33 protein-coding genes and 2 tRNA genes are annotated in these 26744 nt (G+C 35.7%); 15 read left to right on the plus strand and 20 right to left on the minus strand.

Annotated features, from left to right (window positions below; genetic code table 11):
• The first annotated feature begins 110 nt into the window (after positions 1–110).
• A complete protein-coding gene (locus O5639_RS10125) occupies positions 111–287 on the plus strand; it encodes a hypothetical protein (protein WP_269624379.1) in 177 nt (58 codons plus the stop codon).
• A gap of 7 nt (positions 288–294) precedes the next feature.
• Here the strand turns inward: O5639_RS10125 and fabG are convergent, their stop codons facing one another.
• A complete protein-coding gene (gene fabG, locus O5639_RS10130) occupies positions 295–1047 on the minus strand; it encodes a 3-oxoacyl-[acyl-carrier-protein] reductase (protein WP_269624380.1) in 753 nt (250 codons plus the stop codon).
• A 159-nt stretch (positions 1048–1206) separates the two neighbouring features.
• Between fabG and ispD the strand changes: the two genes are divergently transcribed.
• Positions 1207–1884 (plus strand): 2-C-methyl-D-erythritol 4-phosphate cytidylyltransferase, encoded by a 678-nt coding sequence (ispD, locus tag O5639_RS10135; RefSeq protein ID WP_269624381.1) that lies wholly within the window; start codon positions 1207–1209, stop codon positions 1882–1884.
• On the opposite strand, the gene O5639_RS10140 is transcribed toward ispD, so the two are convergent.
• Both O5639_RS10140 and O5639_RS10145 read right to left on the minus strand, forming a co-directional pair.
• Positions 1868–2743: a S66 peptidase family protein gene (locus O5639_RS10140; RefSeq protein ID WP_269624382.1), complete on the minus strand. Its 876-nt coding sequence runs from the start codon at positions 2741–2743 to the stop codon at positions 1868–1870. The two genes, ispD and O5639_RS10140, sit on opposite strands and share 17 nt — an antisense overlap.
• A gap of 25 nt (positions 2744–2768) precedes the next feature.
• Entirely contained in the window at positions 2769–3659 is an 891-nt protein-coding gene (locus O5639_RS10145; protein ID WP_269624383.1) for a 4-hydroxybenzoate polyprenyltransferase, read from the minus strand.
• Positions 3660–3744: 85 nt separating this feature from the next.
• On the opposite strand from O5639_RS10145, the gene O5639_RS10150 reads away from it, so the two are divergent.
• Complete coding sequence (locus O5639_RS10150) at positions 3745–5379, plus strand: Ppx/GppA phosphatase family protein (RefSeq protein ID WP_269624384.1); 1635 nt, start codon at positions 3745–3747, stop codon at positions 5377–5379.
• Here the strand turns inward: O5639_RS10150 and O5639_RS10155 are convergent.
• The 5 genes from O5639_RS10155 to petC all read right to left on the minus strand — a co-directional run bounded on the left by O5639_RS10155 (position 5376) and on the right by petC (position 9177).
• A complete protein-coding gene (locus O5639_RS10155) occupies positions 5376–5873 on the minus strand; it encodes a helix-turn-helix domain-containing protein (RefSeq protein ID WP_269624385.1) in 498 nt (165 codons plus the stop codon). The two genes, O5639_RS10150 and O5639_RS10155, sit on opposite strands and share 4 nt — an antisense overlap.
• 117 nt (positions 5874–5990) lie before the next feature.
• Positions 5991–6743, minus strand: coding sequence for a precorrin-4 C(11)-methyltransferase (cobM, locus tag O5639_RS10160; RefSeq protein WP_269624386.1), 753 nt, complete (start codon positions 6741–6743; stop codon positions 5991–5993).
• Complete coding sequence (gene lgt, locus O5639_RS10165) at positions 6740–7651, minus strand: prolipoprotein diacylglyceryl transferase (protein ID WP_269624387.1); 912 nt, start codon at positions 7649–7651, stop codon at positions 6740–6742. Before lgt ends, cobM begins: the two co-directional genes overlap by 4 nt.
• 13 nt (positions 7652–7664) lie before the next feature.
• A complete protein-coding gene (petA, locus tag O5639_RS10170) occupies positions 7665–8597 on the minus strand; it encodes a cytochrome f (RefSeq protein WP_420063678.1) in 933 nt (310 codons plus the stop codon).
• Positions 8598–8640: 43 nt separating this feature from the next.
• The gene (gene petC, locus O5639_RS10175; RefSeq protein ID WP_269624389.1) at positions 8641–9177 is read right to left on the minus strand and encodes a cytochrome b6-f complex iron-sulfur subunit; all 537 of its coding nucleotides are present in this window, start codon (positions 9175–9177) and stop codon (positions 8641–8643) included.
• 83 nt (positions 9178–9260) lie between these two features.
• On the opposite strand from petC, the gene O5639_RS10180 reads away from it, so the two are divergent.
• On the plus strand, positions 9261–9623 hold the full coding sequence (locus O5639_RS10180; RefSeq protein WP_269624390.1) for a DUF3067 family protein: 363 nt from the start codon (positions 9261–9263) through the stop codon (positions 9621–9623).
• Here the strand turns inward: O5639_RS10180 and tatC are convergent.
• The 3 genes from tatC to O5639_RS10195 form a co-directional block, all read right to left on the minus strand.
• Complete coding sequence (gene tatC / locus O5639_RS10185; protein ID WP_269624391.1) at positions 9589–10308, minus strand: twin-arginine translocase subunit TatC; 720 nt, start codon at positions 10306–10308, stop codon at positions 9589–9591. The genes O5639_RS10180 and tatC overlap by 35 nt on opposite strands.
• A 232-nt stretch (positions 10309–10540) precedes the next feature.
• Positions 10541–10789, minus strand: coding sequence for a hypothetical protein (locus tag O5639_RS10190; RefSeq protein WP_269624392.1), 249 nt, complete (start codon positions 10787–10789; stop codon positions 10541–10543).
• Between the two features lie 41 nt (positions 10790–10830).
• Positions 10831–12534, minus strand: coding sequence for an Rqc2 family fibronectin-binding protein (locus O5639_RS10195; RefSeq protein ID WP_269624393.1), 1704 nt, complete (start codon positions 12532–12534; stop codon positions 10831–10833).
• Between the two features lie 68 nt (positions 12535–12602).
• On the opposite strand from O5639_RS10195, the gene gmk reads away from it, so the two are divergent.
• Complete coding sequence (gene gmk, locus O5639_RS10200) at positions 12603–13169, plus strand: guanylate kinase (protein WP_269624394.1); 567 nt, start codon at positions 12603–12605, stop codon at positions 13167–13169.
• A 5-nt stretch (positions 13170–13174) separates the two neighbouring features.
• Here the strand turns inward: gmk and psaJ are convergent, their stop codons facing one another.
• Both psaJ and O5639_RS10210 read right to left on the minus strand, forming a co-directional pair.
• Complete coding sequence (gene psaJ, locus O5639_RS10205; RefSeq protein ID WP_269624395.1) at positions 13175–13312, minus strand: photosystem I reaction center subunit IX; 138 nt, start codon at positions 13310–13312, stop codon at positions 13175–13177.
• Between the two features lie 43 nt (positions 13313–13355).
• On the minus strand, positions 13356–13913 hold the full coding sequence (locus O5639_RS10210) for a Photosystem I reaction center subunit III (RefSeq protein ID WP_269624396.1): 558 nt from the start codon (positions 13911–13913) through the stop codon (positions 13356–13358).
• Positions 13914–13986: 73 nt separating this feature from the next.
• Between O5639_RS10210 and tsaD the strand changes: the two genes are divergently transcribed.
• The 4 genes from tsaD to O5639_RS10230 all read left to right on the plus strand — a co-directional run bounded on the left by tsaD (position 13987) and on the right by O5639_RS10230 (position 17250).
• A complete protein-coding gene (gene tsaD / locus O5639_RS10215; RefSeq protein WP_269624397.1) occupies positions 13987–15057 on the plus strand; it encodes a tRNA (adenosine(37)-N6)-threonylcarbamoyltransferase complex transferase subunit TsaD in 1071 nt (356 codons plus the stop codon).
• A 27-nt stretch (positions 15058–15084) separates the two neighbouring features.
• On the plus strand, positions 15085–15267 hold the full coding sequence (locus O5639_RS10220; RefSeq protein WP_269624398.1) for a high light inducible protein: 183 nt from the start codon (positions 15085–15087) through the stop codon (positions 15265–15267).
• Positions 15268–15312: 45 nt separating this feature from the next.
• Complete coding sequence (locus tag O5639_RS10225; protein WP_269624399.1) at positions 15313–15834, plus strand: DUF1643 domain-containing protein; 522 nt, start codon at positions 15313–15315, stop codon at positions 15832–15834.
• Between the two features lie 171 nt (positions 15835–16005).
• The gene (locus O5639_RS10230) at positions 16006–17250 is read left to right on the plus strand and encodes a cation:proton antiporter (protein WP_269624400.1); all 1245 of its coding nucleotides are present in this window, start codon (positions 16006–16008) and stop codon (positions 17248–17250) included.
• Here the strand turns inward: O5639_RS10230 and gltX are convergent.
• From gltX to rplS, 5 genes are all read right to left on the minus strand, one after another.
• Positions 17206–18636, minus strand: a complete 1431-nt coding sequence (gene gltX / locus O5639_RS10235; RefSeq protein WP_269624401.1) for a glutamate--tRNA ligase — start codon at positions 18634–18636, stop codon at positions 17206–17208. The two genes, O5639_RS10230 and gltX, sit on opposite strands and share 45 nt — an antisense overlap.
• A gap of 21 nt (positions 18637–18657) precedes the next feature.
• Positions 18658–18731, minus strand: a tRNA-Asp gene (locus O5639_RS10240).
• Positions 18732–18932: 201 nt separating this feature from the next.
• Positions 18933–19121: a hyperconserved protein Hcp gene (locus O5639_RS10245; RefSeq protein ID WP_006043540.1), complete on the minus strand. Its 189-nt coding sequence runs from the start codon at positions 19119–19121 to the stop codon at positions 18933–18935.
• 35 nt (positions 19122–19156) lie between these two features.
• Positions 19157–19229 (minus strand) — tRNA-Trp (locus O5639_RS10250).
• A 60-nt stretch (positions 19230–19289) separates the two neighbouring features.
• The gene (rplS, locus tag O5639_RS10255) at positions 19290–19778 is read right to left on the minus strand and encodes a 50S ribosomal protein L19 (protein ID WP_269624402.1); all 489 of its coding nucleotides are present in this window, start codon (positions 19776–19778) and stop codon (positions 19290–19292) included.
• A gap of 302 nt (positions 19779–20080) precedes the next feature.
• Between rplS and map the strand changes: the two genes are divergently transcribed.
• Positions 20081–20920, plus strand: a complete 840-nt coding sequence (gene map, locus O5639_RS10260; protein WP_269624403.1) for a type I methionyl aminopeptidase — start codon at positions 20081–20083, stop codon at positions 20918–20920.
• A 6-nt stretch (positions 20921–20926) separates the two neighbouring features.
• On the opposite strand, the gene O5639_RS10265 is transcribed toward map, so the two are convergent.
• Complete coding sequence (locus tag O5639_RS10265) at positions 20927–21685, minus strand: SDR family oxidoreductase (RefSeq protein ID WP_269624404.1); 759 nt, start codon at positions 21683–21685, stop codon at positions 20927–20929.
• A 149-nt stretch (positions 21686–21834) separates the two neighbouring features.
• Here O5639_RS10265 and O5639_RS10270 point away from each other — a divergent pair, with 149 nt between their 5' ends.
• From O5639_RS10270 to O5639_RS10290, 5 genes are all read left to right on the plus strand, one after another.
• Positions 21835–22926: a phosphotransacetylase family protein gene (locus O5639_RS10270; RefSeq protein WP_269624405.1), complete on the plus strand. Its 1092-nt coding sequence runs from the start codon at positions 21835–21837 to the stop codon at positions 22924–22926.
• Between the two features lie 40 nt (positions 22927–22966).
• Positions 22967–23485, plus strand: a complete 519-nt coding sequence (locus O5639_RS10275) for a DNA recombination-mediator protein A (protein ID WP_269624406.1) — start codon at positions 22967–22969, stop codon at positions 23483–23485.
• 122 nt (positions 23486–23607) lie between these two features.
• Entirely contained in the window at positions 23608–24105 is a 498-nt protein-coding gene (locus O5639_RS10280; protein ID WP_269624407.1) for a YajQ family cyclic di-GMP-binding protein, read from the plus strand.
• Between the two features lie 41 nt (positions 24106–24146).
• A complete protein-coding gene (locus tag O5639_RS10285) occupies positions 24147–24341 on the plus strand; it encodes a hypothetical protein (RefSeq protein ID WP_269624408.1) in 195 nt (64 codons plus the stop codon).
• Between the two features lie 137 nt (positions 24342–24478).
• The gene (locus O5639_RS10290; protein ID WP_269609827.1) at positions 24479–25282 is read left to right on the plus strand and encodes a prohibitin family protein; all 804 of its coding nucleotides are present in this window, start codon (positions 24479–24481) and stop codon (positions 25280–25282) included.
• A 58-nt stretch (positions 25283–25340) separates the two neighbouring features.
• Here the strand turns inward: O5639_RS10290 and hemL are convergent, their stop codons facing one another.
• A complete protein-coding gene (hemL, locus tag O5639_RS10295) occupies positions 25341–26639 on the minus strand; it encodes a glutamate-1-semialdehyde 2,1-aminomutase (RefSeq protein WP_269624409.1) in 1299 nt (432 codons plus the stop codon).
• Positions 26640–26744 lie beyond the last annotated feature (105 nt).

Consider the following 26744-nt stretch of genomic DNA (forward strand, 5'->3'; position numbering starts at 1 on the left):
TTAATCTCCCACAGGAAACACACATTAGGGGAGGCTAAATAAGTGGGGAAAGCCGAATTGTAATTCACAAATAATTCCCAATTTTGGCAGAAGGTAGTTAGTGTCAACGTATGAACGATCCTGGGGCTTTATTTTTTATTCTCATGGCTGGTTTGGCCGGGACTATGACGTTGGTTTATTTCCCTTTGAGGATATTTCTTACGGCTACGGCAAGAAGCAGAAGATTAAAACTATTGCAGCGAATTAGAAGATTGAGAGATGAATTAGGACAGCCTATTCAAAATTGATATCTGCTCAACTCATAACCATCCCACCATCAACTTGAATTGTCTGGCCAGTTATGTAAGCAGCGGAAGGATCTGCTGCTAAGAACCTCACTGCTCCGGCAACATCCTCAGGATTCCCGAATCGTCCAAGAGGGATAGCAGAAAGGATTGATTCACTGTTCAGGTCTTTTGTCATGTCAGTTGAAATGAAACCTGGGGCAACTGCATTCACAGTAATCCCTCTGCTTGCAAATTCTTTTGCAGCGCTTTGTGTAAGGCCTACTACTCCTGCCTTGGCTGCAGAATAATTTGCTTGTCCTGGGTTTCCCATCAATCCAACCACAGAAGTAATATTGATAATTCTTCCTTTTTTTTGCTTCAACATCTGCCTGGATACCGCTCTTGTGCAATAAAAAACACCACTCAAATTAAGGTCTAAAACTTTCTGCCAATCGTCCGTTTTCATTCTCATTAAAAGGCCATCTTTAGTTATCCCTGCGTTATTGACTAGAACATCAATTTTATTATTTTTCTCCAATACTGTTTTTATTAATTCATTTACTGAGTTTTCATTAGAAATATCAGCTTGAAGAGGGTATGCCTTCCCTCCAAAGGAGTTTATTTCTGATACGACTTTATTTGCATTCTCCAAAGATGAAGAATAATTGATGATTACTTCTGCTCCTTCCTTCGCTAGAAAAATTGCAATAGCCTTACCAATTCCCCTGCTTGCGCCAGTTACAATTGCAGTCTGACCTTCAAGTAATTTTGATAATGTCATAATCTTATGATTTTAAAATCGTTAGAATCGGATGATTATTTTATTTAACTTACTATTGAGTTACTTGCTTTTTATAAAGACTTTAAGCTCAGCCAGTAAAAATTATTAATTTTACTGGTCGAATATATTGAATAAATAATCAATGAAGAGGGATCAGTTTTGCATTTGTTAATTGCGGCGGCAGGAAGTGGAAGTCGAATGGGTGCTGATAAAAACAAGCTTCTTTTGAAGGTTGCAGGTAAGACGGTTTTAGAATGGACTTTGAAAGCGGCTTTCGAGGCTAAAACAATCTCTTGGATTGGAATTATTGGACAACCCAAAGATAAAAATCCCATTTGTTCAATTCTTGATAACTCAGTAAAGGCAGTTCAATGGATCAATGGAGGATCAACAAGACAGCAGTCAGTTCAACTGGGATTAGCGGCCCTTCCAAATGATGCTGAGTCTGTGCTGATTCATGATGGAGCAAGATGCTTGGTGAGATCATTCGTTTTTGATGAAATCTCAAAGATTGTTTCCAAGGGACAATCTGTTATTGCTGCTTCACAAGTCACTGACACCATAAAAAAGGTTGATAAAGATGGTGAGATTATTGAGAGCCCTCCTCGCTCAGATTTATGGGCGGCACAGACACCTCAGGGTTTTCCAGTAAATAAACTGAAGCATGCTCATAGTGAAGCAATCTCCAAAGGATGGAATGTAACTGATGATGCATCCTTGTTTGAACGTTTGGGATTGCCAGTGAAAATATATGATGCAGGACCTTCAAATATTAAAGTAACCACTCCATTTGATCTTGTGATTGCAGAGTCTTTATTGTCTACTTTAAAAGACTAAGGCTCCCTTTGTCGCCATTTAAGATGGCTTGACTGCCTAGTGGAAGTGATGCATTCCCACAGCAGTGTCCAATAGGCAGACTTGAAACGATTGGGATTTTAAGGTCTTGTGTTCGATCTTTGAAAATATCAAGAAGCTTAAACGTCTTTGATTTGTCGACGTTCTTCTCATTATCACAACCTGTAAACGAACCAAAACCTAGTCCAGATAGCTGTTGTAGAACTCCAGCCAATCTTAAGTGAGTTAGCATTCTGTCAATTCTGTAGGGAGCTTCTCCAATATCTTCGATGATTAAAATTGATTTTTTGAAACTTGGTAGATGTTCAGTCCCAATTAAGTGAGTCAGGACAGTAAGGTTGCCAACTATCAGACGCCCCTTTGAAATCCCTCCTCCCCACGGTTCCCCATAAATATCTGGTACGCAATTGCCAAACAAAATTGATTTAAGCCTGTCTTTACTCCAATCGGGTTCGGAACCTAAAGTTGTAATTAGTGGACCATGAATGCCTCCTTGAAATCCACTGGCTAGCCGTGCAAGAAGTATTGAAGTCAAATCAGAAAAGCCTATCATCCAACCTTCTTTCCATGGTTGTTTTTTTTCTAGCAATCTTGCTGATCCCCACCCACCTCTTGCAAAAGCTAAGAGAGGGTAATGATAGTTTGGGTGTAATTCATTAAATCTAACTTCATCATTACCTGCTAAATAACCCCATGACCTATCTATTTCATCGAAATGGTTACATATTAATCCCCATCCCTGAAGGACTTTGATCCCAGAGTGAAGATCTTCTTTTTTAGTTATTGGCGAACTTGCCGCTACTATGTGGAAAAGATCTCCTTTTTTTATAGGTTCAGTCATTTGCGAATCTTGGTCAGTACATTAATTAAATAATCTTGCTGAAGATCATGCCAAGAAGTAATAAACTGCCAAGTCTCACTTGATTGCTGAAATGCAAACCTGAAGTCTTAATACCTTTTGATTTTGAATTTAATAAGAAAACCTCTCTTTGCATTCCTAAAGTAGTTATCAACCAAAAAGGCCAATATATTAATCCTAAATTTGCTTTGACAGCAGCAAGAGCTAGAAAAACACAAGTTAAAAAGTAGCAAAAAGAAACTGTTTTTAATGACTTTCCCCCGAGACTGATCGCACTGCTATTTAGACCAATTACTTTGTCTTCACTTTCATCTGCCATTGCATAAACAGTATCAAAACCGAAAGTCCAAAAAATAGTTGCAAGCCAACAAAATATTAATGTTACTCCTCCTGCTAAAGAAGATTCACTTGCTGCCCAAGGGATTAAAACTGAAAAACCCCAGCAAATAGAAAGAATAAGTTGGGGATATTGAAACCATCTTTTTGCTGATGGATATAAAAGAATAAAAGGTAATGATAGGGATGAAAGTAGAAGGCATAAATTTCTACTTTCTTGTGGGATTGAAAGAACTATAAATAGACTAAAAAATAACATTAAAATTAGTAATATCCATGCTGCCTTTAGAGATACTTTTCCATTGGCCAATGGTCTCTCTTTTGTTCTTATTACCTTCTTGTCAAACTTTCTGTCCCAAATATCATTAGCGATACATCCAGCACCGCTTACAAATAATCCACCTAAAATTATTATTCCTAAAACTAGTAGAGAAGGAGGGGCTGCAGGAGTTAACCAAAGAGACCAGCCAGCGGGAATGAGAAGTATCAATCTTCCGCTGGGTTTGTTCCATCTAAGAAGTTGAAAATAATATCCCATTTTTTGGGTAAGAAGATTATTCACGAAAATTCAAATTGATAATGATTTATAAGGTCTTCTCAATGGGGTGCTGAGGGTGTCAGAGTATTGAGGTTAAACCTACTTATTTATGCTAGGTGAGTCAATAAATAATTCCTCTGAAAGGAATTCTATTGAATTAGATCTTGGCGAAAAGCAAGATGCTGAATTATGCCGTGTGGGAACAATTGATATTGGCACCAACTCAACGCATTTATTAATTGCAAAGATTGAGCGAAAATTAAATACTTTTAGTATTGAACTTGCAGAGAAATCGACAACACGACTAGGAGAAAGAGATCCTCAGACAGGAGAACTTACATCCCTTGCTATGAATAGGGCTTTTTCAACATTAAAGAGGTTTAAGGATTTATCAGAAAGTTATAAAGTTGAGAGTCTTATTATTGCCGCTACAAGTGCAGTTAGAGAAGCACCAAATGGAAAAACCTTTATTGCTGAAATTAAAAATAAGTTAGGCTTAGATGTTGAATTGATAAGCGGAGCAGAAGAAGCAAGATTGATTTATCTAGGTGTCCTTTCAGGGATGCAATTTGGAAATAAACCTCATCTGGTCCTAGACATTGGTGGAGGTTCGACAGAATTAATCCTTGCTGATAGCTCTGAGGCTCGAGCTTTAACAAGTACAAAGATTGGAGCAGTAAGATTACAAAGAGAATTTATTAAAAAAGATCCAATATCCTCTCAAAATGAATTGTTTTTAAGGTCATTTATCAGAGGCTCTATGGAGTCTGCAATTGATAAAGTATCTAAGAGGATTGAAGCGGGAGAAATACCAGTTTTAGTAGCAACTAGTGGAACTGCTATGGCTATTGGGTCGTTAATATCTAATAGAGAAAATCATATTCAATCAAAATTACAAGGATATAAAATCACAAAAAATAATTTAGATATAATTGTTAGTCAGTTAATTAAAATGACACCTTCTGAACGGAGTCAATTATCCTCTTTAAGTGAAAGAAGATCTGAGATTATTGTTCCAGGTGCTTTGATTTTGCAAACCATAATGAATATGGTCGATGTTAATGAAATTATTTTAAGTGAAAGAGCTCTTCGAGAAGGATTAGTTGTTGATTGGATGTGTCGAAATAATTATTTAAAAGATCAGCTGAGCTTTCAAGGATCAATTAGAGAAAGAACAGTTATTCATCAAGCGAAAAGATTTGGTGTTAATTCAAAACGATCAAAAAGTGTATCAGAATTTGCACTTACTTTTTATGATCAGACTAAGGGGATTTTGCACAATGATAATGGTGGAGGTAGAGATCTTTTGTGGGCAGCAGCTAAGCTTCACGCATGTGGTAAGCAAATTAATATAAGTGCCTATCACAAGCATTCGTGGTATTTAATCAAAAATGGAGAGCTCTTAGGTTATTCCCAAAGTGAGCATTTAATGGTAGCTGCTATCGCAAGATACCACAGGAAAAGTTTTCCAAAGAAAAGACATGAATCTTGGCAATTATTGGTTGATGAAAGTCAAAGAAGTTTGGTAGGTGATATGTCTTTACTTCTTAGACTTTCATGTTCTTTGGATAAAAGACCAGAACCTTTGGTATCCAAAATAATTATTGAAGCTAATAACAAGAAAGTTGATATAGAGCTAATTCCTAATAACTTAGGCCAAAATCTAGATCTTGAGAAATGGAGCTTAACTAAGGCAATTTCACTTATTAAAAAGATTAGAGATGTTGATATAAATATACTTTAGGAAGGTATCTTTTTGTCTAATAAAAAGATATCACTTCGCTGTGGATTAACAGAATCATTTTGGCCTTTTTGAATATAATTTAATAGCATAATTGAAGTAAATAAACCTAAAGCACCCGATAAAATTACAATGATAAATGGATTAAAACTTTTGTTTTTTTTAGTATTTTTCTTTTTAATCACAGGGCTAGGTTTAGGTTCATTTTTTTTCTTTTCATTAAGTTCTTCAAGAATAAAACTTGTATCTAAGTTTAATTTCTCTGCAATTCTTCGAACCATTGCTCTAATAAAAACTTTTTCAGGAAGAGCACTTTCATCCCCTGACTCAAGTGCAATCAATTGTTCTTTCCCAATTCTGAGTGAGGAAGATAGATCCTCTACTGAAAGATTTCTGCCTTGTCGTGCTTCCCTGAGAAACTCACCAACAGTTCGTAATGAGGATTTTTTATTTGCGACATTAGAACTACCGCTTTTTCTTTCTTCACTTTTTTCCAATTAAAAACCTTTTTGGTATATAAATTATTCTAAAGGCTCTGTAAAGTCGTTTGTCTCTAAAAGATAATTTATCTTTGGCTCTAGTAATTGTTAAAATATTTTCCTTAGTTTCTCTCTTTAACTAGACCTAAATAAATGTGAATGAGAACTATTATAAAGCTTTGATCTGTTTTTACCTATCTTTAATGCTGGACTAATTATATATAATGTTGTTCTGATTAAATTTTGTTCTTGAGATGTTTTTGCCATCTCACTCAAAGGTATAACTTTTATCCATTCATCTGGCCAAGTTACTCTATATGCAATTGCTACAGGAGTATTCGCAGGATAATACTCTATAAGTATCTCTTGCACTTCATCTACATGTCTTGCGCTTAGGTAAAGACATAAAGAAGATTGAATAGATGCTAGCTTTTGAAGACTCTCCTTCTCTGGTTTGCCTGTCCTGCCATCAGCTCTGCTTAGTATTATTGTTTGGGTTAAATCTGGAATTGTTAGTTCGAATCCTAAAGTTGCTGCTGTTGCTTGATAGGCACTTACTCCCGGAATCACCTCTACTTGAATTCCTTTATCGTTTAATCTACATATTTGTTCTGAGATGGCTCCATATAAGCAAGGATCACCATCATGGAGGCGAACGATTTTTTTCCCTTCCTTGTGCTTTTTAATTAAGATCAAAAGTATCTCTTCTAGAGTTAATGAACTTGTCTTGATCTTCTCACAATCATCTTTAACAAGTTTTGTTATTTGTATGGGAATGAGAGAGTCTGTCCAAACAAGAACGTCAGCTGTTTTTAGTCTTTGTTGAGCTCTTATTGTCATTAAGTCTAAAGCGCCTGGACCTGCTCCCACAATTGAAATTGGATTCATTGAGTTCTCCCATTAATTAAAGAAGGATCAGGGAGTGTTTTCTTCGAGATATAAATTCTCCATATTCCTAATAGGCCTGTACTAATTAAAAACAAACTAATTAATTGTGCGATTCTTATACCGCCATCACAAAAAGGTGGAACCCCACCCAAGCATAAAGGATCTGTTCTTAGGGCTTCTATCCATAACCTTCCTAAACTGTAAGTTATTAAATACAAGCAACTTAAGGTGCCAGATGGGAGCTTAAGTTCTCTTTTATTTGACTTTAAAAAAAGAAAAATTAGTATTCCAAAAACAAAAAAATTCCATATTGATTCATAAAGAAAAGTAGGGTGAAAATAATCTTGTTCGGTGAATATTTCTGGCCTGAATTGATAGGGTATAAATAATTTCCAGGGTAATTTTGTAGGGAGACCAAAGGCTTCATTATTAAAAAAATTTCCCCATCTACCTATTGCTTGGCCCAATGCAACTGAGGGGACCAACAAATCGATAACATCCCAAAAAGGTTCTTTTCTTCTTCGGCAAAAAAATATAATGGATAATGTACCCATTATGAGTGCTCCATGAATTGCAATTCCTCCTCCCCAAATTTCGATAGCTCTGGGAATAGGAATATTTAAGTTTAAGAAATTAATAGAACTCCAGAAGTTTTTACCAATATAGTTTCTCCATTCAAATGCAACATAATAAATTCTTGCCCCAATTACAGATGAAAAAACTAAGCCAGGAAGTAAATCGCTAATAAGGCTTTTTTTGAATCCTTTTTTTGAGGCTAATTTACCTGATAAATTTAAACCTACTAAAACTGAAACAGCTATTAGCAATCCATACCACCTTAATGAAAAAGGGCCTAGTTGAAACAACTCAGGCCCAGGTGATCTAAGGGTAAAAAAAATATATTCCATCAACTATTTGAAGTTATATTCCTTCAGCAGCTTGAACTTTTTCAACTTGTTTCTTTTTAAGAACCAGCATTATTTGGGATAAACCAACTCCTATGAAGAAAATTATCATTCCAATAACTCTTGCCTTACTTTGTAAAACGATTTCTTTGTCAAGTTGACCAAAACCTCCAACATTAGGGTCCTCAGTTAATTTTGCACCTGTCTCAATAGTGTCACCTTCTTTTACTAATAATGAAGTCCCTGCAGGAATAGTTTCAGCAAAATTTTCTCCTTCTTCATTATTTAGATTAATAATTTGTGTTCCATCTTCGTTTGTTTGGATTGAGGTTATTGTTCCAGAATTTGCTGCAGTAAACAAATTATTATTGCTCTTTTCACCAGTTGGGTAAACCTGACCTCTACCTCTATTCCCTCCTATATGAATTGAATATTTTCCAAAGTTAATATTTTTATCCTTGGTGGGATCAGGTGAGAGTACAGGGAAAACAATCTCTCTATTTTGATCTCCTGGTAAAGGGCCAACTAAAATAATATTTTCTTGCTCCTCACTGTACTGAGTGAAGTACACACCTTGTGTCTCCTCTTTTATTTCGTCAGTCCATCTTTCTTGAGGAGCTAACTTGAAACCATCTGGAAGCATAACAACTGCTCCAACTTGGAGAGGAACTTTGCTCCCATCTGCACCAATTTCTTGAAGATCCTTTTTATAAGGTATTTCTACGACTGTTTTGAAAACACTATCAGCTGCAACGGACTGAGGGACTTCAGCTCTTGTTGGCATACTTGCAACGTGGCAATTTGCACAAACAATTTTCCCAGTAGCTTCTCTAGGGTTTTCGAATTTTTGTTGAGCCCAAAAAGGGTATGCCCAGGTTGGTTGAGGAATTAGGAATATTGAACATCCAAGAAGCAATGAACAAATACAAAGTTTTAGTGATCGACTCATAATTTTTTTTTGGGTGTGGAAGTTTTTTATGTTCATTTTTTAATCATCCCCACCAAGGAGCGGTGCCAGTTCTGAAATCAGTCTCTGTCCACTGACTTACTAGAACCTGATCGTCTTCTACTGATACGTGAGCAATTGCTAATGATAAGGGAGCAGGACCTCGTACTACTTTCCCTGTTGAGTCATATTGACTTCCATGGCATGGACACATGTACTTATTAGCTCCACTATTCCATGGAACTACACAACCCAGGTGAGTACAAATCGCGTTAATTCCATAACTGGTGATTGCATCATCACCTTCAACTATTAGATAGGTAGGGTCACCTTTAAGACCTTGCACTAAACTTCTGTCACCAACAGGGTGAGTAGATAACCAGGCACTTGCCTTTACTGGATTGCCCAGCTCATCTTTAGCATTTGTTCCGCCGCCACCTCCTCCAGCTCTATAGGGAGTGAAGTATTGAGCTACTGGATATAACGCTCCTAAGGCAACTCCTGTAACGGTTCCAAAGGTTAGCAAGTTCATGAACTGCCTTCTGCCCATTGAGGGCACATCTGCAGCATTCATTTGTGTCATTACAGATGTTCACCTGAATTCAGATTCTAGACCAGAATGGACACCAAAAGGTTATTAATCTCTGCCAAGACTGGACTTTTGACATGAGTTTTAAATCTAATGAGTCAAATCCTGGTAGTTTTTCTTCTTCACTTCCATTGGAAGTAGACGAGGTGGTGGGATGCTTAAGAAGACGATGGGGTGTGACATATGATTTGAAATTGTTAATCAAAAGAGACCGAATATATTTACAAATGATGTGGGGTTTTTTAGAACAACAATCTTTCCCATTAGATGAGGAGACCTATAGAGAAAACTTGAATCGAACTTTAGAGATTATTAACCGTGCAGGTCAATCGGATTTTGTAAGACACTGGTTGGAAAATGTACAAGAAAAACCAAGACTTGGCAGAGCAATAACTTTACCTTTTCCTATAGATCAAAGGATGTCAGAATTTGTTCTTTAAAATTTGTTGTTAGGGCAACTAATCCAACTCCAACAAGAAATAAAAAAGTTATTGATGTAGAGAGAAGAAGCATAGTTATTGGGTCAGTAGATGGAGTTAAAACTGCCCCAGCAATTGCTGAAGCCATTACAACAACTCTCCATGCAGACAACATCTTCTGCCATGAAATAATTTCAAAAAATCCTAGAATTAATTGAAGGATTGGTAATTGAAAAGCTAACCCGGTAGAAAGCATTAGTAGAAGTACGAAATCTAAATACTTTTCGATTGACCAAAGTGGTTCAACCACATCTGCGCCATAACTTATAAGAAAACCCAATGCGGCAGGTATCAAAGCCTTCCATGCAAAGAAAATTCCTAAGAAAAATAAAATTGCTGAACCTGCAACTGATGGCGCTATCAAGAGCTTCTCTTTTTTAGTTAGACCTGGAAGGATGAACTTCAAAAACTGGTAAAGTATGTAAGGAAGCGAAAGAGTAAGCCCCCCATAACCTGCGACTTTGATTGAAGTAAATAAAAATTCACCAGGTGCTACTTGTAAAAATTGAATTTTTCCTGCTGGCATTTCTAATGCTTGTACAAGCTTCCTAACAAATAACAAGCAGAAACTTGATGAGATCAGAATTGCAATAAGACTCTTTAGTACTCTTTGTCGTAGCTCCTCAAGATGATCTAATAAAGGCATCTCCAAGGATTGTGATACCTCAACTGAGTCAGCTCTTTCACTGATCCTTATTGGAGGTGGAGCTTTAAAAGTATTCTCTTTTGGGTTTGGGCTGGCCAGATTAGTTTAAATTAATAATTTTATTTTAGTAGATAATTGAATTTGTAAGCTTGGTTCTATTTTCCAAAAAATGGGCAGGTAGAGTTAAATATAAATTATTTTTTCTTCTCAATATTGATAATTAGATTTTTAATTATTTTTTTGTTGGGTCAGGCAAAATGAAAGGAGGACAATCATTTAGTGAAGATTCTCCATAATTAGCATATTCTTTGTAACCTCCCATTTTTCCATTGGTTTTCATTAAAGCACTTGTAAATGCCAACAAAAGAAAAACTGTTGGAGCACCAATGATTAAAGCTGCACCAAATAAATATCCAATTAAAAACTCTGGAAAAGTGTGATTTCCAAGAAACTCATGAGTACCTAGAAAAAAGTCAATCATTTTAAACATGTCTAATGAAGCTGATAGTAAGTCATTGAAGTTCACTTCTGGTGGAAATATTTCTCGGCTCTCTCAGCTTTTCCCCAAAGGACCTTCCCACCCCTATGACTAACAGTTCCAGGTAAGGAGCCTGATATCCTTTGCAGATTTTCAATTGGGACCATAATTATTGGTGTAAGTTTGTTACCTCTACCACGGCTAAAAAAAGAAGCAAGATCAGCCGCTAATTGAATATCTTTCTCATTAATAAGTCCATTGGATGATTTAAGTACAATATGGCTTCCAGGTGTTTCTTGAGCATGAAACCACAGATCTCCTTTTTTCCCTTTTCTTAGACTAATTAATTCGTTTTGCCTATTGTTAGAACCTATTTGAATCTTAATACCACTAGGACTTTGGATCTCTTTTATAGTTGCAACCTGATCCTTCTTCCTATTTGATTTAAACCTGGATGAATTTCTTTTTATGCAAATATATTCATCCACCTCTTCTTTAAGTTCAATAATTGAATCTAGTTTATTTTTATTAGCCTCATTATCCTCATACATTAATGAATCAAGAAATAATTCACAATATTCAATTTCTGATATTTTTTTCTTGTGAAAAATGATTCTATTTAGAATTGATTCCCGAGATCTTTTTTTTCTTTTGGCTTCTTTAAAAAGACTTTGAGACTCAATTATTTGCTTCTTTGTAGGAGACTGTAAAGTTAGAATATTATTAGCCTTATTTTGCATGGTTATATATTCAGAAATATTTTTAATTAATAATTCTTGCATTTCTAGTTTTCTAATTTCATCATTTTTTGACTTTTCTAGATCATGCTTTAATTTTTCTCTAATAGAAGTAATTTCCCTATCTATAATCTTATTTGAATAGTATATGCCAAGGCTAAGACCAATTTTTGTTTTTTCAACCTTTGACTTTATTTTCCCCCAGACTACAAAATCAGTGGAGCTATTGAAATTGATAGTGTAATTACTATTCTCAATATCTGATAGCCATTCCTTCCACCTTTTATATATTGCTTCCCATTGTTTTAATTCAATACTTGTTACCGATTGATTTATTAAATTAATTGCTTCATTGTAATTATTACTCGCAATTTGTAATGTTAGAGCTGGACTTATTCCTTGATAAGTGTCTTTTAGACTATTCTTGAATGTTGATGGAACCAAGCATATATTCTCTTTCCATGAATCAAATGATTCAGATATCTTAGGAACTAATCCTTTAAGTGGTGGTGGAGCTTTGTAAAGATCTCCAGTCCCTATTGGTCTCAACCTTGAGTGTTTTTCTTTTATTTGTTTCCCAAGAGTAATTACTTTGCTTGATTTGTCTAAAAGTATAATATTGCTGTGTCTTCCCATCAATTCTACGACCATTTCTTTCTCAATTTCTTTACCAGGCCTGCTAGAAAATCTAAACCTTACTATTCTTTCAAACCCATTTTGTTGTATCTCTAGCAGAGCTAAATTGACTAATAAATGTTTTAATTGTTTTGCTAATGTGCTTTTCTCACCATGTCTTTTTGGAGGTGGTATCTGGACTATTCTTGGGGACTCGGCAAGCCAGCTAATTTCTATCCATGTAAGTTTTTCTAGTGTTCTAAATCCTAATTGAAGAGTCTGTGAATCAGTTTGTTGTGCATTCTCAAATCGACTTGGAACTATGTCCTGACTAAGTTCAAATACAACTGCTTTAAGGGTTGTTAAGTCCATTAATTGAATTGGAACTTTGTTCATTTATCATCCTTTTAAATTTATAAATAATGTAATTAACCTTTGGTAGGTAAATTAGATAGTATTTAGTTATGTCATCTATAGGAAATCTTACTGTTCTTACTGGCCCAAGTGGGGTAGGTAAGGGAACAATTGTTAGGAAAATCCTCGAAAGCCATAGTGATGTATGGCTTTCTATTTCTGCCACTACTCGTAAACCAAGGTTGGGAGAAATTGAGGGAGAACATTATTTTTTCTTAGACAATAAAAAGTTTCAAGAAATAATTGATTGTGAGGGTTTTCTTGAGTGGGCTTCATTCTCTAATAATTTTTATGGAACTCCAAAAAAAATAGTTAAAGAAAAAATAGAAAAAGGAACTAATGTTCTTCTTGAAATTGAATTAGAAGGAGCTCGACAAATTCGACAGTCTTTCCCCGAAGCATTACAAATATTTTTAGCACCACCAAATTTATATGAACTTGAAAAAAGAATTAGAGGTAGAGGTACTGAGAGCGAAGAATCTATTCGAGATCGTTTAGCAATAGCTAATAAGGAACTTATGGCCAGAAAAGAGTTTGATGCTGTAGTTATAAATGAAGATATAGAAAAAGCCTTCAAGGAAATTGAAGGCTTAATGGGATTGAAATTTAATAAATAATACTTTTAAAAAGACATTGGGTGGAAAAGTAAGTCTGGTACAAATCTATTAAATTCAACAATAATACCTGCTGTTAGAGCGATCCAAATCGTTGCCACGACTGGAGCTGATCTAAACCATTTAGTACGAAATAATTGAAACATGATTGAAAAACGAAGTGATTTTTGAAGTTAAATAGATAACTTTTTAGCCTCTTGGCCCATTAAGAGAAACATTATTGTCTTTGTCTCTAAGTTCTCCATTCTTTCCTTCTCTATTTGCATGTAGTGGCCATGCAGCTCCTCTTTTTAAGCATTGCCAAGCTAAATCGGTATCAATAATGATCTCATATTCTGCAGCATTCTTTTTACCTCTTACGGCTCTTACATATTCCCTTCCTGACCAGCCAATAATTCCTGCAATATAAATGAACATTACTCCGGGAATAAGTAAGTCTCCTTCATGTCCTCTGTTAATCCATGCACCCCATGGTTCGATGGGAGGACCAATGATCAAATGAGGAAGTCCATCATCTCCACAAAGTGCTTTGCTGTATCTCTCAAATCTTTTTATAGCTTGATCAGTTGAAGCAGTGCTAGCTCTCTCCTGGAATCGAGCATTTTCAGAACAAGTAACTAGCGCAGAAGCTGTAAAATCTGTAGGGGCTCTATCAGCGTTTAAAGCTGGGCCTGGTCTTGCGTCTGCTATTGGTGCTATTCCTAGGAAAAGGAATGCTGATAGCAGGATTGATAAAAGACGACTCATGAGTTCTGATTTCTTCCTATTGTCCTGTTTTAATAGGATTTCAATATTAAACTTAGTTGATAACTAGACAATAATGTCAATAATTTTATCCCTCGAAACAAGTTGTGACGAGTCCGCCGTGGCTCTCGTTTCAAATGAAGAAGGAAAGATTGAATTGATAGCTCATGAAATGGCATCGCAAATTGAAGAACATGCTAATTGGGGAGGAGTTGTTCCGGAAATTGCTTCAAGAAGACATTTAGAAAATCTTCCATTTTTAATTGAAGAGGTTTTTTCAAAATCAAAATTACAGATAAAAGATATAGATGCAGTAGCAGCAACTGTTACTCCAGGATTAGCAGGTTCGCTTTTGGTTGGATCAATTACGGCAAGAACCTTGGCTAATTTGAATCAAATTCCATTTTTAGGAATTCATCATTTGGAGGGACATCTGTCATCAATATATTTGTCAGAAAATCATCCTAAACCTCCTTTCTTAGTCTTATTGGTTAGTGGAGGTCATACTGAATTGATAAAAGTAGATCTTCAACATAAGTATCAACGTCTTGGTAGAAGTCATGATGATGCGGCTGGAGAAGCTTTTGATAAAGTTGCAAGACTGCTGGGACTTTCGTATCCAGGGGGGCCAGAAATTCAAAAAATAGCTAAATCTGGAGATCCCAAAAAATTCTTATTCCCAAAAGGGAGAGTTTCTAAACCTGAAGGTGGTTTTTATCCATATGACTTTTCTTTTAGTGGTTTGAAAACGGCTGTATTTCGCCAGATAGAAAAAATCAAGTCAGAAAATAAAAAATTACCAATAGCCGATATTGCTGCAAGTTTTGAACACGTAGTGGCTGAGGTTTTAGTAGACAGGAGCTTGCGATGTGTCCTTGATCAAGGTTTAAATTCTCTTGTTTTAGTTGGAGGAGTAGCTGCAAACTTGCGATTAAGGGAAATGATGCTTGCAAAAGCATCTGAAAATTCAATTAATATTTCTCTTGCGCCAATGGAATTTTGTACTGATAATGCGGCAATGATTGGGGCGGCAGCTTTGTTAAGATTATCTTCAAATAATATTAAAAGTTCAATGGAACTTGGTGTTTCCGCTCGTTGGCCTTTAGAAAAATCAGATTTACTTTATGATTGCAATCCACCTTTTTAATCAATATTTTTAAGCTTTGAATTATTTATGTCTTTAAAACAAACAGATAAAGCAAATAAATCAACTAAGCTTGCAAGCTCAAGTGAACTTAATTCATGGAAAAGAGGATTCACTCCACAAGCTGAGATATGGAATGGCAGAATAGCAATTTTAGGTTTGATTGTTTTATTAACAACCCTTTTAATATCAAATTCAATTTTTTCTGGCTAGAAAATATTATTAGTTTTATAATAATATTTAGTTCTAATTATTTGGTTGTCATTTTGCTTATTTAGTGAATGCGGATTTTATCGATGGATTTTAAAAAGAGAGTTGTTAAGTGGTAAAAAGACGGTAGTTTTTATTGGCTTGAATCCTTCAAAAGCCAATTTATCGAATAACGATAGGACTCTCACAAGGATAATTAATTTTTGTTCGAGGTGGAATTACAGAAATATCTATATTGTTAATCTATTTGGCCTGATTTCAAAGTCTCCTGTTCAACTATTAAAAAGCAATGATCCAGTGGGTCAAAATAATGATTTAATCATTTTAAAATCATTAGAATTTTGGCGGGAAAATACTAATTGCGACCTCTGGTTAGGATGGGGTGATAAAGGTCAATTAAATGGACGTGATCGTAAAGTTCTAAAACTAATTAAAAATTTTTCAAATTTCAAGTCAAAAGAAAATAATTATTCTAATCGTGTTTTAACTCTTGGGCTTAGCAAAAAAGGAAATCCTCGACACCCTCTCTATATGCCTAATCAATCTTTCCTAAGAAAATTTGATCTGTAATTTATATTTTGTTTTCTCAGTTATTTTCTAAATTAGAAATGTATAAATAATATTTGGATTGAAAGGGTTGCTATTGTATAAGAATATGTAAGTAAAATCATCTCATTAACTTATTTATTTTCTTAGGTAGATTTAATGGATACTCTCTTATGTCTACATTGCTAGTTATTCATGACTCCTGAGAGGCTGGGCTTGCTTTGGGGTATCACAGTTTTTTCTGGAGCTGGAGCAAGATTATTATCAGTACTAACAGGACTTCCTGGGGTAGTTTTATTGTTGCTATCTGGCTTGTTGATTGGGAGGTCAGGACTTGGATTGGTTGAACCTTTAGATCTAGGAAAAGGATTGGAGACAATAGTTGGTTTATTGGTAAGCCTTGTTTTATTTGATGGTGGCTTAAATCTTCGATTTCCTGGGGGGACAATTAAGTCAATAGTTCTAAGAATTTCTTCAATAAGATTAATTATTTCATTGGCAGCCGGATTTTTTGCCGCGCATTGGTTTGCAGGGCTTGGTTGGTCCGTAGCAGGTGTTTACAGCGCAATTGTTCTTGCTACTGGACCAACTGTTGTAACACCATTAGTTCGACAAATTCGACTCGCATCCCCATTAAGTGAAGTGCTTGAAGCTGAAGGTTTGATCCTAGAACCCATAGGAGCGGTGTTAGCACTTTTATTGTTAGAGCTTGTTGTAGGAGATCTGCATGGCTGGAGAGAGCTACTCCTTGGTTTACTTTCAAGGCTTGGTGGAGGCGTTCTAATTGGTTCAATAGCAGGCCTATTGTTATCAGAAGGTTTGAAGCGCTTACGATCCGAACCTTATATTGGGATCAGATTGCAACTTACTCTTGGGGTAATTTTTTTACTTTATGGAGTATGCGAATGGTTATTACCTGAATCAGGATTGCCTGCATCTGTTGCCGCAGGTTTTGTTGTCGGACAAAGACCTTCTACTCAGGCGAATGAGCTTGATAAATTAATAAGAGAATTAGCTCAGTTAGCGATAACTATGCTTTTCCCTCTTCTTGCTGCAGACGTTTCATGGGGGGAACTAAGTCCATTGGGGTGGGGAGGTATAACTTGTGTACTTTTTTTGATGATCGTAGTAAGGCCAATAGCTATTGCGATAGCAACATTTGGATTACCTCTTGAAAACAAACAAAGATTATTTCTTGGTTGGTTAGCTCCTCGTGGAATAGTCACTGCCGCAGTGGCTTCTTTATTTTCCATTAGATTGGAACAGGCAGGTGTCTTAGGAGCTGGAAAACTTCAAGGATTAGTTTTTTTAACAATATTGATGACAGTAGGTATACAAGGCTTAACAGCTCAACCTTTGGCGAAAATATTGGGTTTATTGGATGAAGATAAAGATCTAGATAAACCGACTAATTCGGGATCTATCTTTACTGAATCTTGAGAGTAAAATCCAACTTTGAATTAAATCAGGCCCATTCAGAGTTCCAAATAGCGCAGCTCTAAGACTTTTCATAACAAGACCTTTTTTTACTTCGCAGTTTTTTGTAGTTTGATTTATTAAATTAAACGCTTCCTCTTTGGAAAAGGATGCAGCATCTGAGTTTTCCAACTTTTGAAGGATAAACTTTAAAACTATTTTTGCTTCTTTTATTTCCAATTGCTTTTTGCCATCATCACTTAATTCCGGCTCTTCAAAAAAAGGCTTAGCCTGAGTAACTCCATCATTAATAAGAACCAGGGATGGTCCTATTAGCTCTAAGAGATGGATTCCCCATTCTTTACTTGGAAGATGCCATCCATTTTCTTTAAACAAAGGATCTAAATACTCTAATAAAGTTTCGACTGACATTTCATGTATTACTTGAGAGTTGAGCCAGTTCAATTTGTCCCAATCAAATTTTGCTGAAGCTTTATTAACCTTTTTAAAACTGAAAATCTTTGAAATTTCTGAAATTTTAAATCTTTCATTTATTCCTTCTGGAACAGACCAGCCAAGAAGAGTCATATAATTTGCCATTGCCTCAGATGTATACCCCATTTCTTTGAATTCAGAAATTGAAGTAACCCCATCCCTTTTTGAAAGTTTTTTACCTTCAGAATTAAGAATTAAAGGAGTATGAGCGAAAACTGGAATGTTTAGATCAAGAGCTTCGTAAAGAAGTATTTGCTTTGCGGTATTAGCAAGATGATCTTCTCCCCTTATTACATGAGAGATTTTCATTGCAGAATCATCTGCTACAACTACTAAATTGTACAATGGATCACCAATTGAATTTGCTGGTGCTCTTCTCGCGATGACCATGTCACCGCCTAAATCTTTACCACTCCAAGTCATTTTTCCTCGGATTAAGTCATTCCATGAAATTAATTTTTCATCACTGATTTTGAATCTGATAACAGGTTCTCTTCCAGCCTTTATAAATTCTGATTCTTGCTCTGGAGTTAAGTTTCTGTGCCTATTGTCGTATTTTGGAGCTAATCCATTTCGCTTTTGAGTTTCTCTCATTTCTTCTAGTTCAGCTTCTGATGCATAACACTTGTAAGCAAATCCTTTATCTATAAGAGTTTTTATAACTTGTTTATGTTCATTTACTCTTTCGCTTTGAATTGTTGGGGATTCATCCCAGTTGATTCCTAGCCACTCGAGCCCGTCATATATGTTCTTTATATATTCTTCTTTTGATCTTTCAATATCAGTATCTTCAATTCTTAAGAGAAAAGTTCCACCTTCTTTTTTTGCAAATAGCCAGTTAAATAGAGCCGTTCTTGCTGTTCCTAGATGAAGTGTTCCCGTTGGACTTGGTGCCAACCTTACCCTAACTTTCAAAGCTCTAATTCGATTTAGTTACGGGACCGACGGGATTCGAACCCGCAACTTCCGCCGTGACAGGGCGGTGCTCTAACCAGTTGAACTACGGTCCCAGTTTTAGGCCTTAAAAAGGATTTTATCTTTTATTAGAAATCCTTTGTATTGACCCAATGAGTATCATCCTAAAAATGCCCTCTAGTCAACTAAGAATTAATATTGTTGACTTGGGAAAACTAACTTTATAAGGTTTTTTTCAATCTAATTCTCTATCAAGAGAGATGCTCATGAAATAAAACTAAATAAGTAGATGACTTTTAAGGACGGAAACCTGCAGGCTCTATGAGCCTAACCTGATTCCCACGAGCTGTGAACTCGCGGCCTTGGTCGCTTTGAACTACTACACGGCCACCTGATTTTACACGAATAACTCGAGCCCTGACCCAGCCTAATGCGGCTGACTCAAGAACTTTTACGACATCGCCAGGTTGAAGATCCAACTCCATTCTTTAAAAAAGTAACTGCAGAAAGGGTTTTCGAACGCGCCGTGGAGGACTTGAACCCCCGACATCAGGTTTTGGAGACCTGCGTTCTACCAACTGAACTAACGGCGCATTTTATATACCCTTTAAGTCATTGTTGGCCAATGACTTTTGATTGAGGAGGCCGAAACCTCAGCGGTCGAAGCGCTGCTTTACGCGTGTGGCTTTGCCCACTCGCTCACGCAGATAGAAAAGCTTCGCTCTTCTTACTTTACCTCGGCGTTCAACCTTAATGGATGCAACTTGTGGACTGTGAACCAGAAAAATTCTTTCAACTCCTATTCCTTGGAAAATTCTCCTGACTGTAATTGTTTGATGAATTCCTCCATGTCTCTTTGCTATTACAACACCCTCGTAGGGCTGAACCCTCTCCTTGTTGCCTTCACTTATGCGGACACCAACACGAACTGTATCTCCTACGTAAATATCAGGGAGACCTTTTCTTTGTTGTGCGTCTTCAAAAGTCTTTATTATTTCTGCAGGAGAGAGCTTTTGAATTGGAACTTTCTTACCTTTAGATTTTGTTTCAGAAGCAATTTTTACTTCAGACTTCTCTGAGGCATTTGATTCATCTTCAACTTTTACCTCTTCTGATGAGGGTTCTTTCGAATCAACGGACATCACCAATTACTCTTGATTTGGCCAAGCTCTTATTGTAACCGCTGGTTTCTCAAATTAAAAATTTTTTATATATCTGGTCTTTTCATCCTTGTTTTACGATAATTTCCTCACTTAGCGCTATTCAGTCATTGGTTGATAACTTAAAAGAATAATTAGTTTTCTCTACCTTTTTCTTTAATATAGAAATTTTATTAAAGAAAAGAATTTTTTTAATAAAAATATCCCTGTCCATTTAATAGTTCACCTATTATTAGATTGTTAGTAAATTGCAATTTTTGAGATTTTTACTTTTTCCCTAAACAATGAAACTTTTTTCTGATCTTCTTTCTTCTGTAAATTCAAAAGTGCCTATCAATAATGGTCCTGTTATTAATCAAAGGAGAGGAGTGGAAATCAAGTCTGCAAGAGAGATAGAAATCATGCGTAAATCTAGTAAAATAGTTGCAACCGTATTGAGTGAAATAAGAGATTTAGTTAAACCCGGGATGTCTACTTTGGATCTAGATAAATATGCAGAAAAACGAATAAGAGATCATAATGCCGAACCTAGCTTCAAAGGATATCATGGTTTCCCAGGCAGTATATGTTCAAGTATAAATAACGAAGTTGTTCATGGAATCCCAAGTAAGACGAAAATTATTAATGATGGAGATTTACTTAAAGTAGATACGGGAGCTTTTTATAATGGTTACCATGGAGATAGCTGTATAACTATCTGCGTAGGTAATACATCTGATAAAGCAATTGAACTAAGTAGGGTAGCAAAAGAAGCTTTAATGCTTGGAATAAAACAAATTAAGCCACAAAATAAACTTCTTGATATAGCGGGAGCGATAGAAGATTATGTTAAAGATAATGGTTTTAGTATTGTCGAAGATTACACCGGACATGGCGTAGGTAGGAATCTTCATGAAGAGCCTTCAGTATTTAATTTTAGAACTAATGATTTGCCAAATGTTACTCTGCGAGAAGGGATGACTATTGCAGTGGAACCTATAATTAACTTTGGATCAAAGTACTGCAAGACACTTCGTGATGGATGGACGGTAATTACAAAAGATGGAAATCTATCTGCTCAATGGGAGCATACTGTCTTAGTTACGAAAAATGGGTTTGAAATACTAACTGATAGAGGAGATTGATTCCTTTTAACGGGGGGGATTTGAGTAAATACTTTTTATAAATCTTGAGTATAATATTCTAATTGATTCAGCTAATGGCATTAATAAATAAGTTATGGGATTAGGAGTTACTATGATTAAATAAGTATCATCTTCTGCTTTTTGTATTATCTTCCTTGCTACAAATTCAGGGCTCATGATTCCTTGTGGATTTAGTTTTGATTTAAAAGGACCTAAGATTAATTTTCTGATAATAAATGAATTTCTTTTTCCCATTAATAAATTACTTTTTTTTAGACTTACAAGTTCACCTATCAGTCGTTTCGTTATTTCATATACCGGACTAAAAGCTATTTGAATCTCTGCTTCAGATGTATTTACCCATACTTCCTTTGGACTGTAATTGTTTAAATTATTAGATATGTCTAAATTCTCAAAAATTTCTATTAATCTCCAATGACTAAGAGAATTTATTTCTATGGCTTTATTTATATCATTTGAATCAATCATTTGTTTTGGATTAAATCCATGATTAAGTATTAAAATATCAATATTAGCAAGGGTTTTTGAAAGGAGTTTTTCTTTCCCACATGACCAAATAATCCTTTCATCCGGAGTGCTTTCAGAAGAGTCACTATTGTTTTTTCTTTCATGAGTTAGACCAACTACATAAGCCCCTTTTTTTTTAAGTACTTCAATAAGTGACTTCCCAAGGCTTCCATTTGCACCAGTTATGGCAATTCTTAAACCTTTAAACCTTGAGTTGTTTGACAAGTTTTTGTTCATTGAGTTAAATCCATTGTATTTATTACCCAAAAATCAGGAATTACTGAAGAATATTTGTCTAACAAGAATTTTATACAGATTTAGTGTTGAGAACTTTTTCAAAAAGCCTAAACTTATAAAGATATTAACTTCACATAGATCTTTAATTAATGAGCAAGACCTTTCTAATTGGATCATGTGAACCATTTAGCGGTAAGTCAGCATTAGTTCTTGGTATTGCAAGAAATTTAATTGCTTCAAATCATTTGGTTAGATTTGGTAAACCATTAGCCACAAGCCTTGAATTGAATGTCTCTGAAAGAGGAGACATTCAAGATATGATTGATGACGATGTCAGGTTTGTTGGCGAGACATTACAATTATCTGCTGAGAACTTAATATCTTCCATTCAATTCTTAGCCGCCTCTACTGCTAGTAAAAGGATTGAAGAGAATATCTTAGATCCTGGGGTTGAATTTAACGAGTTGAAGCTATCTCTTAACTCTTCTAATGAGGCTATAAATATTCTTGAAGCAGCAGGCAGCTTGCATGAGGGACTCTTATATGGATTAAGTCTCAGTCAACTTGCTAAAGGTTTAAACGCTAAAGTTATACTTGCTCATTTTTGGCAAGATAGTAGAAGTGTTGAAGCTTTATTGGAGGCTAAAAATCAATTAGGAGATAATCTATGTGGAGTTGTCTTAAATGCTGTTAACCCTGATCAAATAAAAGATATCAAAGAAAATATAGTCCCATCTCTTAAGTCGCTAGGCTTAGATGTCTTTGGAGTAATGCCTAGGTCTCCTTTATTGAGGAGTGTCACTGTTGAAGAATTGGTGAGACGTTTGAATGCGCGAGTTATTTGTTGTTCTGACAGGCTTGAGCTGATGGTCGAGACGTTGAGTATTGGCGCGATGAGTGTTAATTCTGCAATGGAATTTTTTCGAAGAAGACGTAATATGGCAGTAGTGACTGGTGCTGATCGAACAGATATCCAATTAGCGGCTTTGGAAGCCTCTACTCAATGCTTGATACTGACAGGTGCTGGCGAGCCACTACCGCAATTAATTAATAGATCAGAAGAGTTAGATGTCCCTTTGCTAAAAGTTGATAGAGATACTCTTTCAACAGTTGAAGTTATTGAGCAAGCTTTTGGTCATGTACGTCTTCATGAGACAGTCAAAGCTACCTATGCTTTTCGATTAGTACAAGAACATTGTGATCTTGATCGAATCTTTAAAACTTTAGGAATTTCTTCTTGAGTTCATGAATAGTGGCTACCTTTAAATTATCTGAATTAGTATGTCCTTGAGTCGATCACTCGATCTTCCTACATTGGGACGAGTTGATACTCTCGCTCAGGAATTGGCCTTGTTGAAAAACGAGGGGAAAAGAAGGATTGCATTTTTAGGGAGCAGGCATGTTCCTGTTGTTTCTATACATATAGTCGAATTAATTGCACGGTCTTTGGCTCAAGAGGGACATTCGATAATAACTTCAGGTTCTCAAGGTGTAAATGCTGCAGTAATTAGAGCGGTTCTAGATGTTAATCCATCTCTCTTAACAGTTTTGTTGCCTCAGTCTCTTGATAGGCAAACCGCAGAAGTCAAGGATCTTCTTGGTAGTGTTTTACATTTAATAGAGAAAGAAGACAATAATGATTTACCTTTGCCAATGGCAAGTAGTCTTTGTAATCAAGAAATTATTAACAGATGTGATCAATTGATTTGTTTCGCATTTCATGACAGTGAAACATTATTGAGTAGTTGCCATAGTGCTGAAGATATGGGGAAAGTTGTGAGTTTGATGTTTTTTGATTAAGTTTCAATCAAAGACAACTATCTTCTTCTGGATATTTTTAAACTTAAGAAATATCTCATAAGTATATTTTTAAGCAAGTTGGCTTTTTTTTCATAAGATGGTGGAAATAAATAGAAATTTTCATGCCTTCTTCTTATTCTTTTGATGTGGTTTCAGAATTTGATCAGCAGGAATTAGTTAATGCTATTGATCAATTGAGGAGAGAAGTGGATCAAAGGTATGATCTGAAAGACTCAAAGACAAAAATAGATATTAAAGAAGATGAATTATCTATTGTCTCTCTAAGTGATATGACAATCGAATCTGTAAAAGATATTTTATTACAGAAAGCCACTAAAAGAAATTTATCATTAAAGATATTTGATTTTCAAAGAATTGAAACTATAGGAGGCAATATGGTAATGCAAATTGTTAAATTAAAGAAAGGTTTGCCTCAAGAAATTTCAAAGAAATTAAGTAAGTTAGTTCGAGATAATCTCAAGAAAGTAACTGTATCAATACAAGGTGATAGCTTGAGAATTACAGGTAAAAATAAAGATGATTTGCAATCTGCAATTAATTTAATTAAGAACCAGGAAGATGATTTAGAGATAGCTCTACAATTTCAAAATTATAGATAATAAATTAATATTTAACTATTTTGTCACTAGGATTTTTTGTTATGGATCAATTAATAGAAAAACTTTCTAAAAAAGCAGTTGTTTTATCCGGACAGTCAAAAAAAGAATTAGAAAGAACATGTTGGATGATTGTTCATGAGCATAAGCATGGGGTGATGCCAACAGAATATGATATTAGGGAGATTGATGAAGGGCTATATTTGGAGGTTTTAAAAACAGCTAGAAATATGGCTTAAGTAGAGAAGAGAGATGCTTTATATTTTATGAAAATGTTATATGGCATGTTTAAAAATAAATTTATTATTTTTTCTATCTAACAATTTTCGCATTACTTGCTAAATCAACATAAAATCGTCTTTAGAGAATCTTTTTTATGACAACTCCATTTCGTAATGTGACTCCGAATGGACCAGGTGGCACAACAACTCTTCTACTTGTCCTTTCATTTACAGGGTTTTTACTTCTTACTCAAGCATTTTTTGTTGTTCCTGCTGGACAAGTTTCAGTTGTCACAACATTAGGTAAAGTAAGTGGTGGATCGCGTAAACCTGGCTTGAATTTCAAAGTACCATTTGTTCAAAATACTTATCCTTTTAATGTTCAAACTCAAGTTAGACCTGAAAAGTTTGATTCATTAACTAAAGATTTACAAGTCATTTCTGCCACGGCCACTGTTAAATATGCTCTAAAGCCAAATGAGGCTGGAAGAGTCTTTAAAACTATTTCTTATAACGATAGAGAAATATATAACAGGATTATTCAGCCATCACTACTTAAAGCACTCAAGTCCGTTTTTTCAAAGTATGAGTTGGTAACAATAGCTAGCTCCTGGAGTGATATTTCTGAGTTGGTTGAGCAAACAGTCGCTGATGAACTTAACAAGTTTGACTACGTTGATGTTCAATCACTCGATTTGACTGGCTTGACTATTGCTGATGAATATCGAGCAGCTATCGAACAAAAACAGATTGCTGAGCAGCAATTATTGAGAGCCCAAACCGAAGTTAAAATTGCAGAGCAAGAAGCTCTTAGATATGACACATTAAATAAAAGCCTTGATGATCAAGTCCTTTTCAAATTGTTTTTAGATAAATGGAATGGTGAGACCCAAGTTGTTCCTTCATTACCAGGAAATAGTTCAGGAAATGTTCCAGTTATTGTCAGAGGAAAAAATTAATTAGCTTTAAAGATTGACTATAAAAAATCCAATTTATTAATTTAAATTGGATTTTTTATTATGAAATTTCAGAGAAACTTTCTTGAAAAGCTTTTATTGTCGAATTTATATCATCTTCAGAATGTGCAAGTGATGTAAAACCCGCCTCGAATGCACTTGGCGCTAAATAAACACCTTTTTGAAGCATCAGTCTATGCAATTTACTAAAACGATTTGTATCAGCAGATTTAGCTTCTTCAAAGTTTCTAACTGGTCCTTCACAGAGATAAAAACCGAACATTGCGCTAATGCTCTGACCATAAATGGCAACATTTGATTCTTTAGCAGATGTAATGACTCCATCGACAAGCTTTTTCGTGAGAGCTTCTAATTTTTCATAGGTACCTTGTTGCTTAAGTAGTTCAAGAGTTTTAATACCGGCTGTCATGGCAAGAGGATTACCGCTCAATGTACCGGCTTGATACATAGGACCAGAAGGCGAAACCATTGACATTATTTCTTTGCGACCTCCATAGGCTCCTACTGGAAGTCCTCCACCAATCACCTTCCCCATAGTGGTTAAATCTGGAGTTACTCCAAAGCGCTCCTGGGCGCCTCCATAGCTGATTCGAAAGCCAGTCATTACTTCATCAAAAACTAAAAGAGCACCGTTCTCCTGCGTTACCTCTCTCAACCCCTCTAAGAATCCTGGTTCAGGTGTAATGAAACCTGCATTTCCAACAACAGGCTCAAGGATGACTCCAGAAATCGCATCTGGGTTTTCAGCAAAAAGCTCTTTTACAGCTTCAAGGTCGTTATAGGGCGCAGTAAGCGTATTGGCGGTTGTACTTCTTGGAACACCTGGTGAGTCTGGTAGACCAAGTGTTGCTACTCCTGACCCTGCTTTCACTAAAAACATATCTGCATGCCCGTGATAGCACCCCTCGAACTTTATAACTTTATCCCTGCCTGTAAAGGCTCTCATTAAACGAAGAACAGCCATACAAGCTTCTGTGCCGCTGTTAACAAAGCGAACCATCTCAACGCTTGGTACGGCATCTATTACCATTTCAGCAAGCTTATTCTCGAGCACACAAGGTGCTCCGAAGCTCGTGCCTTTTTCAAGCGTTTCTTGAAGAGCTGAAATCACCTCTGGGTGTGCATGACCACAGATAGCAGGTCCCCAGCTACCTACATAGTCGATGTATCTGTTTCCATCAACATCCCAGGCATAAGGACCCTTAACTCGATCGAAAACGATTGGATCCCCTTCAACTGATTTGAAAGCTCTTACAGGTGAACTGACTCCACCAGGCATTAAATTTTTGGCAGAGCCAAAAATTTCTTCAGATCTTTTTGTGTTCAACGCGTCTGTCACAGCACCTCAGCGAATGAGCTCATAAACACAGTCAGTCATAATGGCCTAAAAGTGACTGATTCGTCTAAATTTTTGAATCTGTTCAGTATCTGGTTATTTTTTTTT

Source organism: Prochlorococcus marinus str. MIT 1214, from assembly GCF_027359355.1.
In the GTDB taxonomy this organism is placed as follows: Bacteria; Cyanobacteriota; Cyanobacteriia; order PCC-6307; family Cyanobiaceae; genus Prochlorococcus_B; species Prochlorococcus_B marinus_F.

What these genes read in the sequence shown, in the direction of transcription:
- O5639_RS10220 (WP_269624398.1), top strand. Translation starts at nt 15,085, where the DNA reads ATGTCTTTAAAACAAACAGATAAAGCAAATAAATCAACTAAGCTTGCA.
- O5639_RS10280 (WP_269624407.1), top strand. Translation starts at nt 23,608, where the DNA reads ATGCCTTCTTCTTATTCTTTTGATGTGGTTTCAGAATTTGATCAGCAG.
- O5639_RS10190 (WP_269624392.1), bottom strand. Translation starts at nt 10,789, where the DNA reads ATGATTGACTTTTTTCTAGGTACTCATGAGTTTCTTGGAAATCACACT.
- fabG (WP_269624380.1), bottom strand. Translation starts at nt 1,047, where the DNA reads ATGACATTATCAAAATTACTTGAAGGTCAGACTGCAATTGTAACTGGC.
- tatC (WP_269624391.1), bottom strand. Translation starts at nt 10,308, where the DNA reads ATGCCTTTATTAGATCATCTTGAGGAGCTACGACAAAGAGTACTAAAG.
- cobM (WP_269624386.1), bottom strand. Translation starts at nt 6,743, where the DNA reads ATGAATCCAATTTCAATTGTGGGAGCAGGTCCAGGCGCTTTAGACTTA.
- rplS (WP_269624402.1), bottom strand. Translation starts at nt 19,778, where the DNA reads ATGTCCGTTGATTCGAAAGAACCCTCATCAGAAGAGGTAAAAGTTGAA.
- O5639_RS10265 (WP_269624404.1), bottom strand. Translation starts at nt 21,685, where the DNA reads ATGAACAAAAACTTGTCAAACAACTCAAGGTTTAAAGGTTTAAGAATT.
- O5639_RS10125 (WP_269624379.1), top strand. Translation starts at nt 111, where the DNA reads ATGAACGATCCTGGGGCTTTATTTTTTATTCTCATGGCTGGTTTGGCC.
- tsaD (WP_269624397.1), top strand. Translation starts at nt 13,987, where the DNA reads ATGTCAATAATTTTATCCCTCGAAACAAGTTGTGACGAGTCCGCCGTG.
- O5639_RS10230 (WP_269624400.1), top strand. Translation starts at nt 16,006, where the DNA reads ATGACTCCTGAGAGGCTGGGCTTGCTTTGGGGTATCACAGTTTTTTCT.
- O5639_RS10210 (WP_269624396.1), bottom strand. Translation starts at nt 13,913, where the DNA reads ATGAGTCGTCTTTTATCAATCCTGCTATCAGCATTCCTTTTCCTAGGA.
- O5639_RS10150 (WP_269624384.1), top strand. Translation starts at nt 3,745, where the DNA reads ATGCTAGGTGAGTCAATAAATAATTCCTCTGAAAGGAATTCTATTGAA.
- O5639_RS10275 (WP_269624406.1), top strand. Translation starts at nt 22,967, where the DNA reads ATGTCCTTGAGTCGATCACTCGATCTTCCTACATTGGGACGAGTTGAT.
- O5639_RS10270 (WP_269624405.1), top strand. Translation starts at nt 21,835, where the DNA reads ATGAGCAAGACCTTTCTAATTGGATCATGTGAACCATTTAGCGGTAAG.
- O5639_RS10285 (WP_269624408.1), top strand. Translation starts at nt 24,147, where the DNA reads ATGGATCAATTAATAGAAAAACTTTCTAAAAAAGCAGTTGTTTTATCC.
- O5639_RS10195 (WP_269624393.1), bottom strand. Translation starts at nt 12,534, where the DNA reads ATGAACAAAGTTCCAATTCAATTAATGGACTTAACAACCCTTAAAGCA.
- O5639_RS10140 (WP_269624382.1), bottom strand. Translation starts at nt 2,743, where the DNA reads ATGACTGAACCTATAAAAAAAGGAGATCTTTTCCACATAGTAGCGGCA.
- map (WP_269624403.1), top strand. Translation starts at nt 20,081, where the DNA reads ATGAAACTTTTTTCTGATCTTCTTTCTTCTGTAAATTCAAAAGTGCCT.
- petC (WP_269624389.1), bottom strand. Translation starts at nt 9,177, where the DNA reads ATGACACAAATGAATGCTGCAGATGTGCCCTCAATGGGCAGAAGGCAG.
- O5639_RS10180 (WP_269624390.1), top strand. Translation starts at nt 9,261, where the DNA reads ATGAGTTTTAAATCTAATGAGTCAAATCCTGGTAGTTTTTCTTCTTCA.
- O5639_RS10290 (WP_269609827.1), top strand. Translation starts at nt 24,479, where the DNA reads ATGACAACTCCATTTCGTAATGTGACTCCGAATGGACCAGGTGGCACA.
- O5639_RS10245 (WP_006043540.1), bottom strand. Translation starts at nt 19,121, where the DNA reads ATGGAGTTGGATCTTCAACCTGGCGATGTCGTAAAAGTTCTTGAGTCA.
- petA (WP_420063678.1), bottom strand. Translation starts at nt 8,597, where the DNA reads ATGAGTCGATCACTAAAACTTTGTATTTGTTCATTGCTTCTTGGATGT.
- gmk (WP_269624394.1), top strand. Translation starts at nt 12,603, where the DNA reads ATGTCATCTATAGGAAATCTTACTGTTCTTACTGGCCCAAGTGGGGTA.
- psaJ (WP_269624395.1), bottom strand. Translation starts at nt 13,312, where the DNA reads ATGTTTCAATTATTTCGTACTAAATGGTTTAGATCAGCTCCAGTCGTG.
- lgt (WP_269624387.1), bottom strand. Translation starts at nt 7,651, where the DNA reads ATGGAATATATTTTTTTTACCCTTAGATCACCTGGGCCTGAGTTGTTT.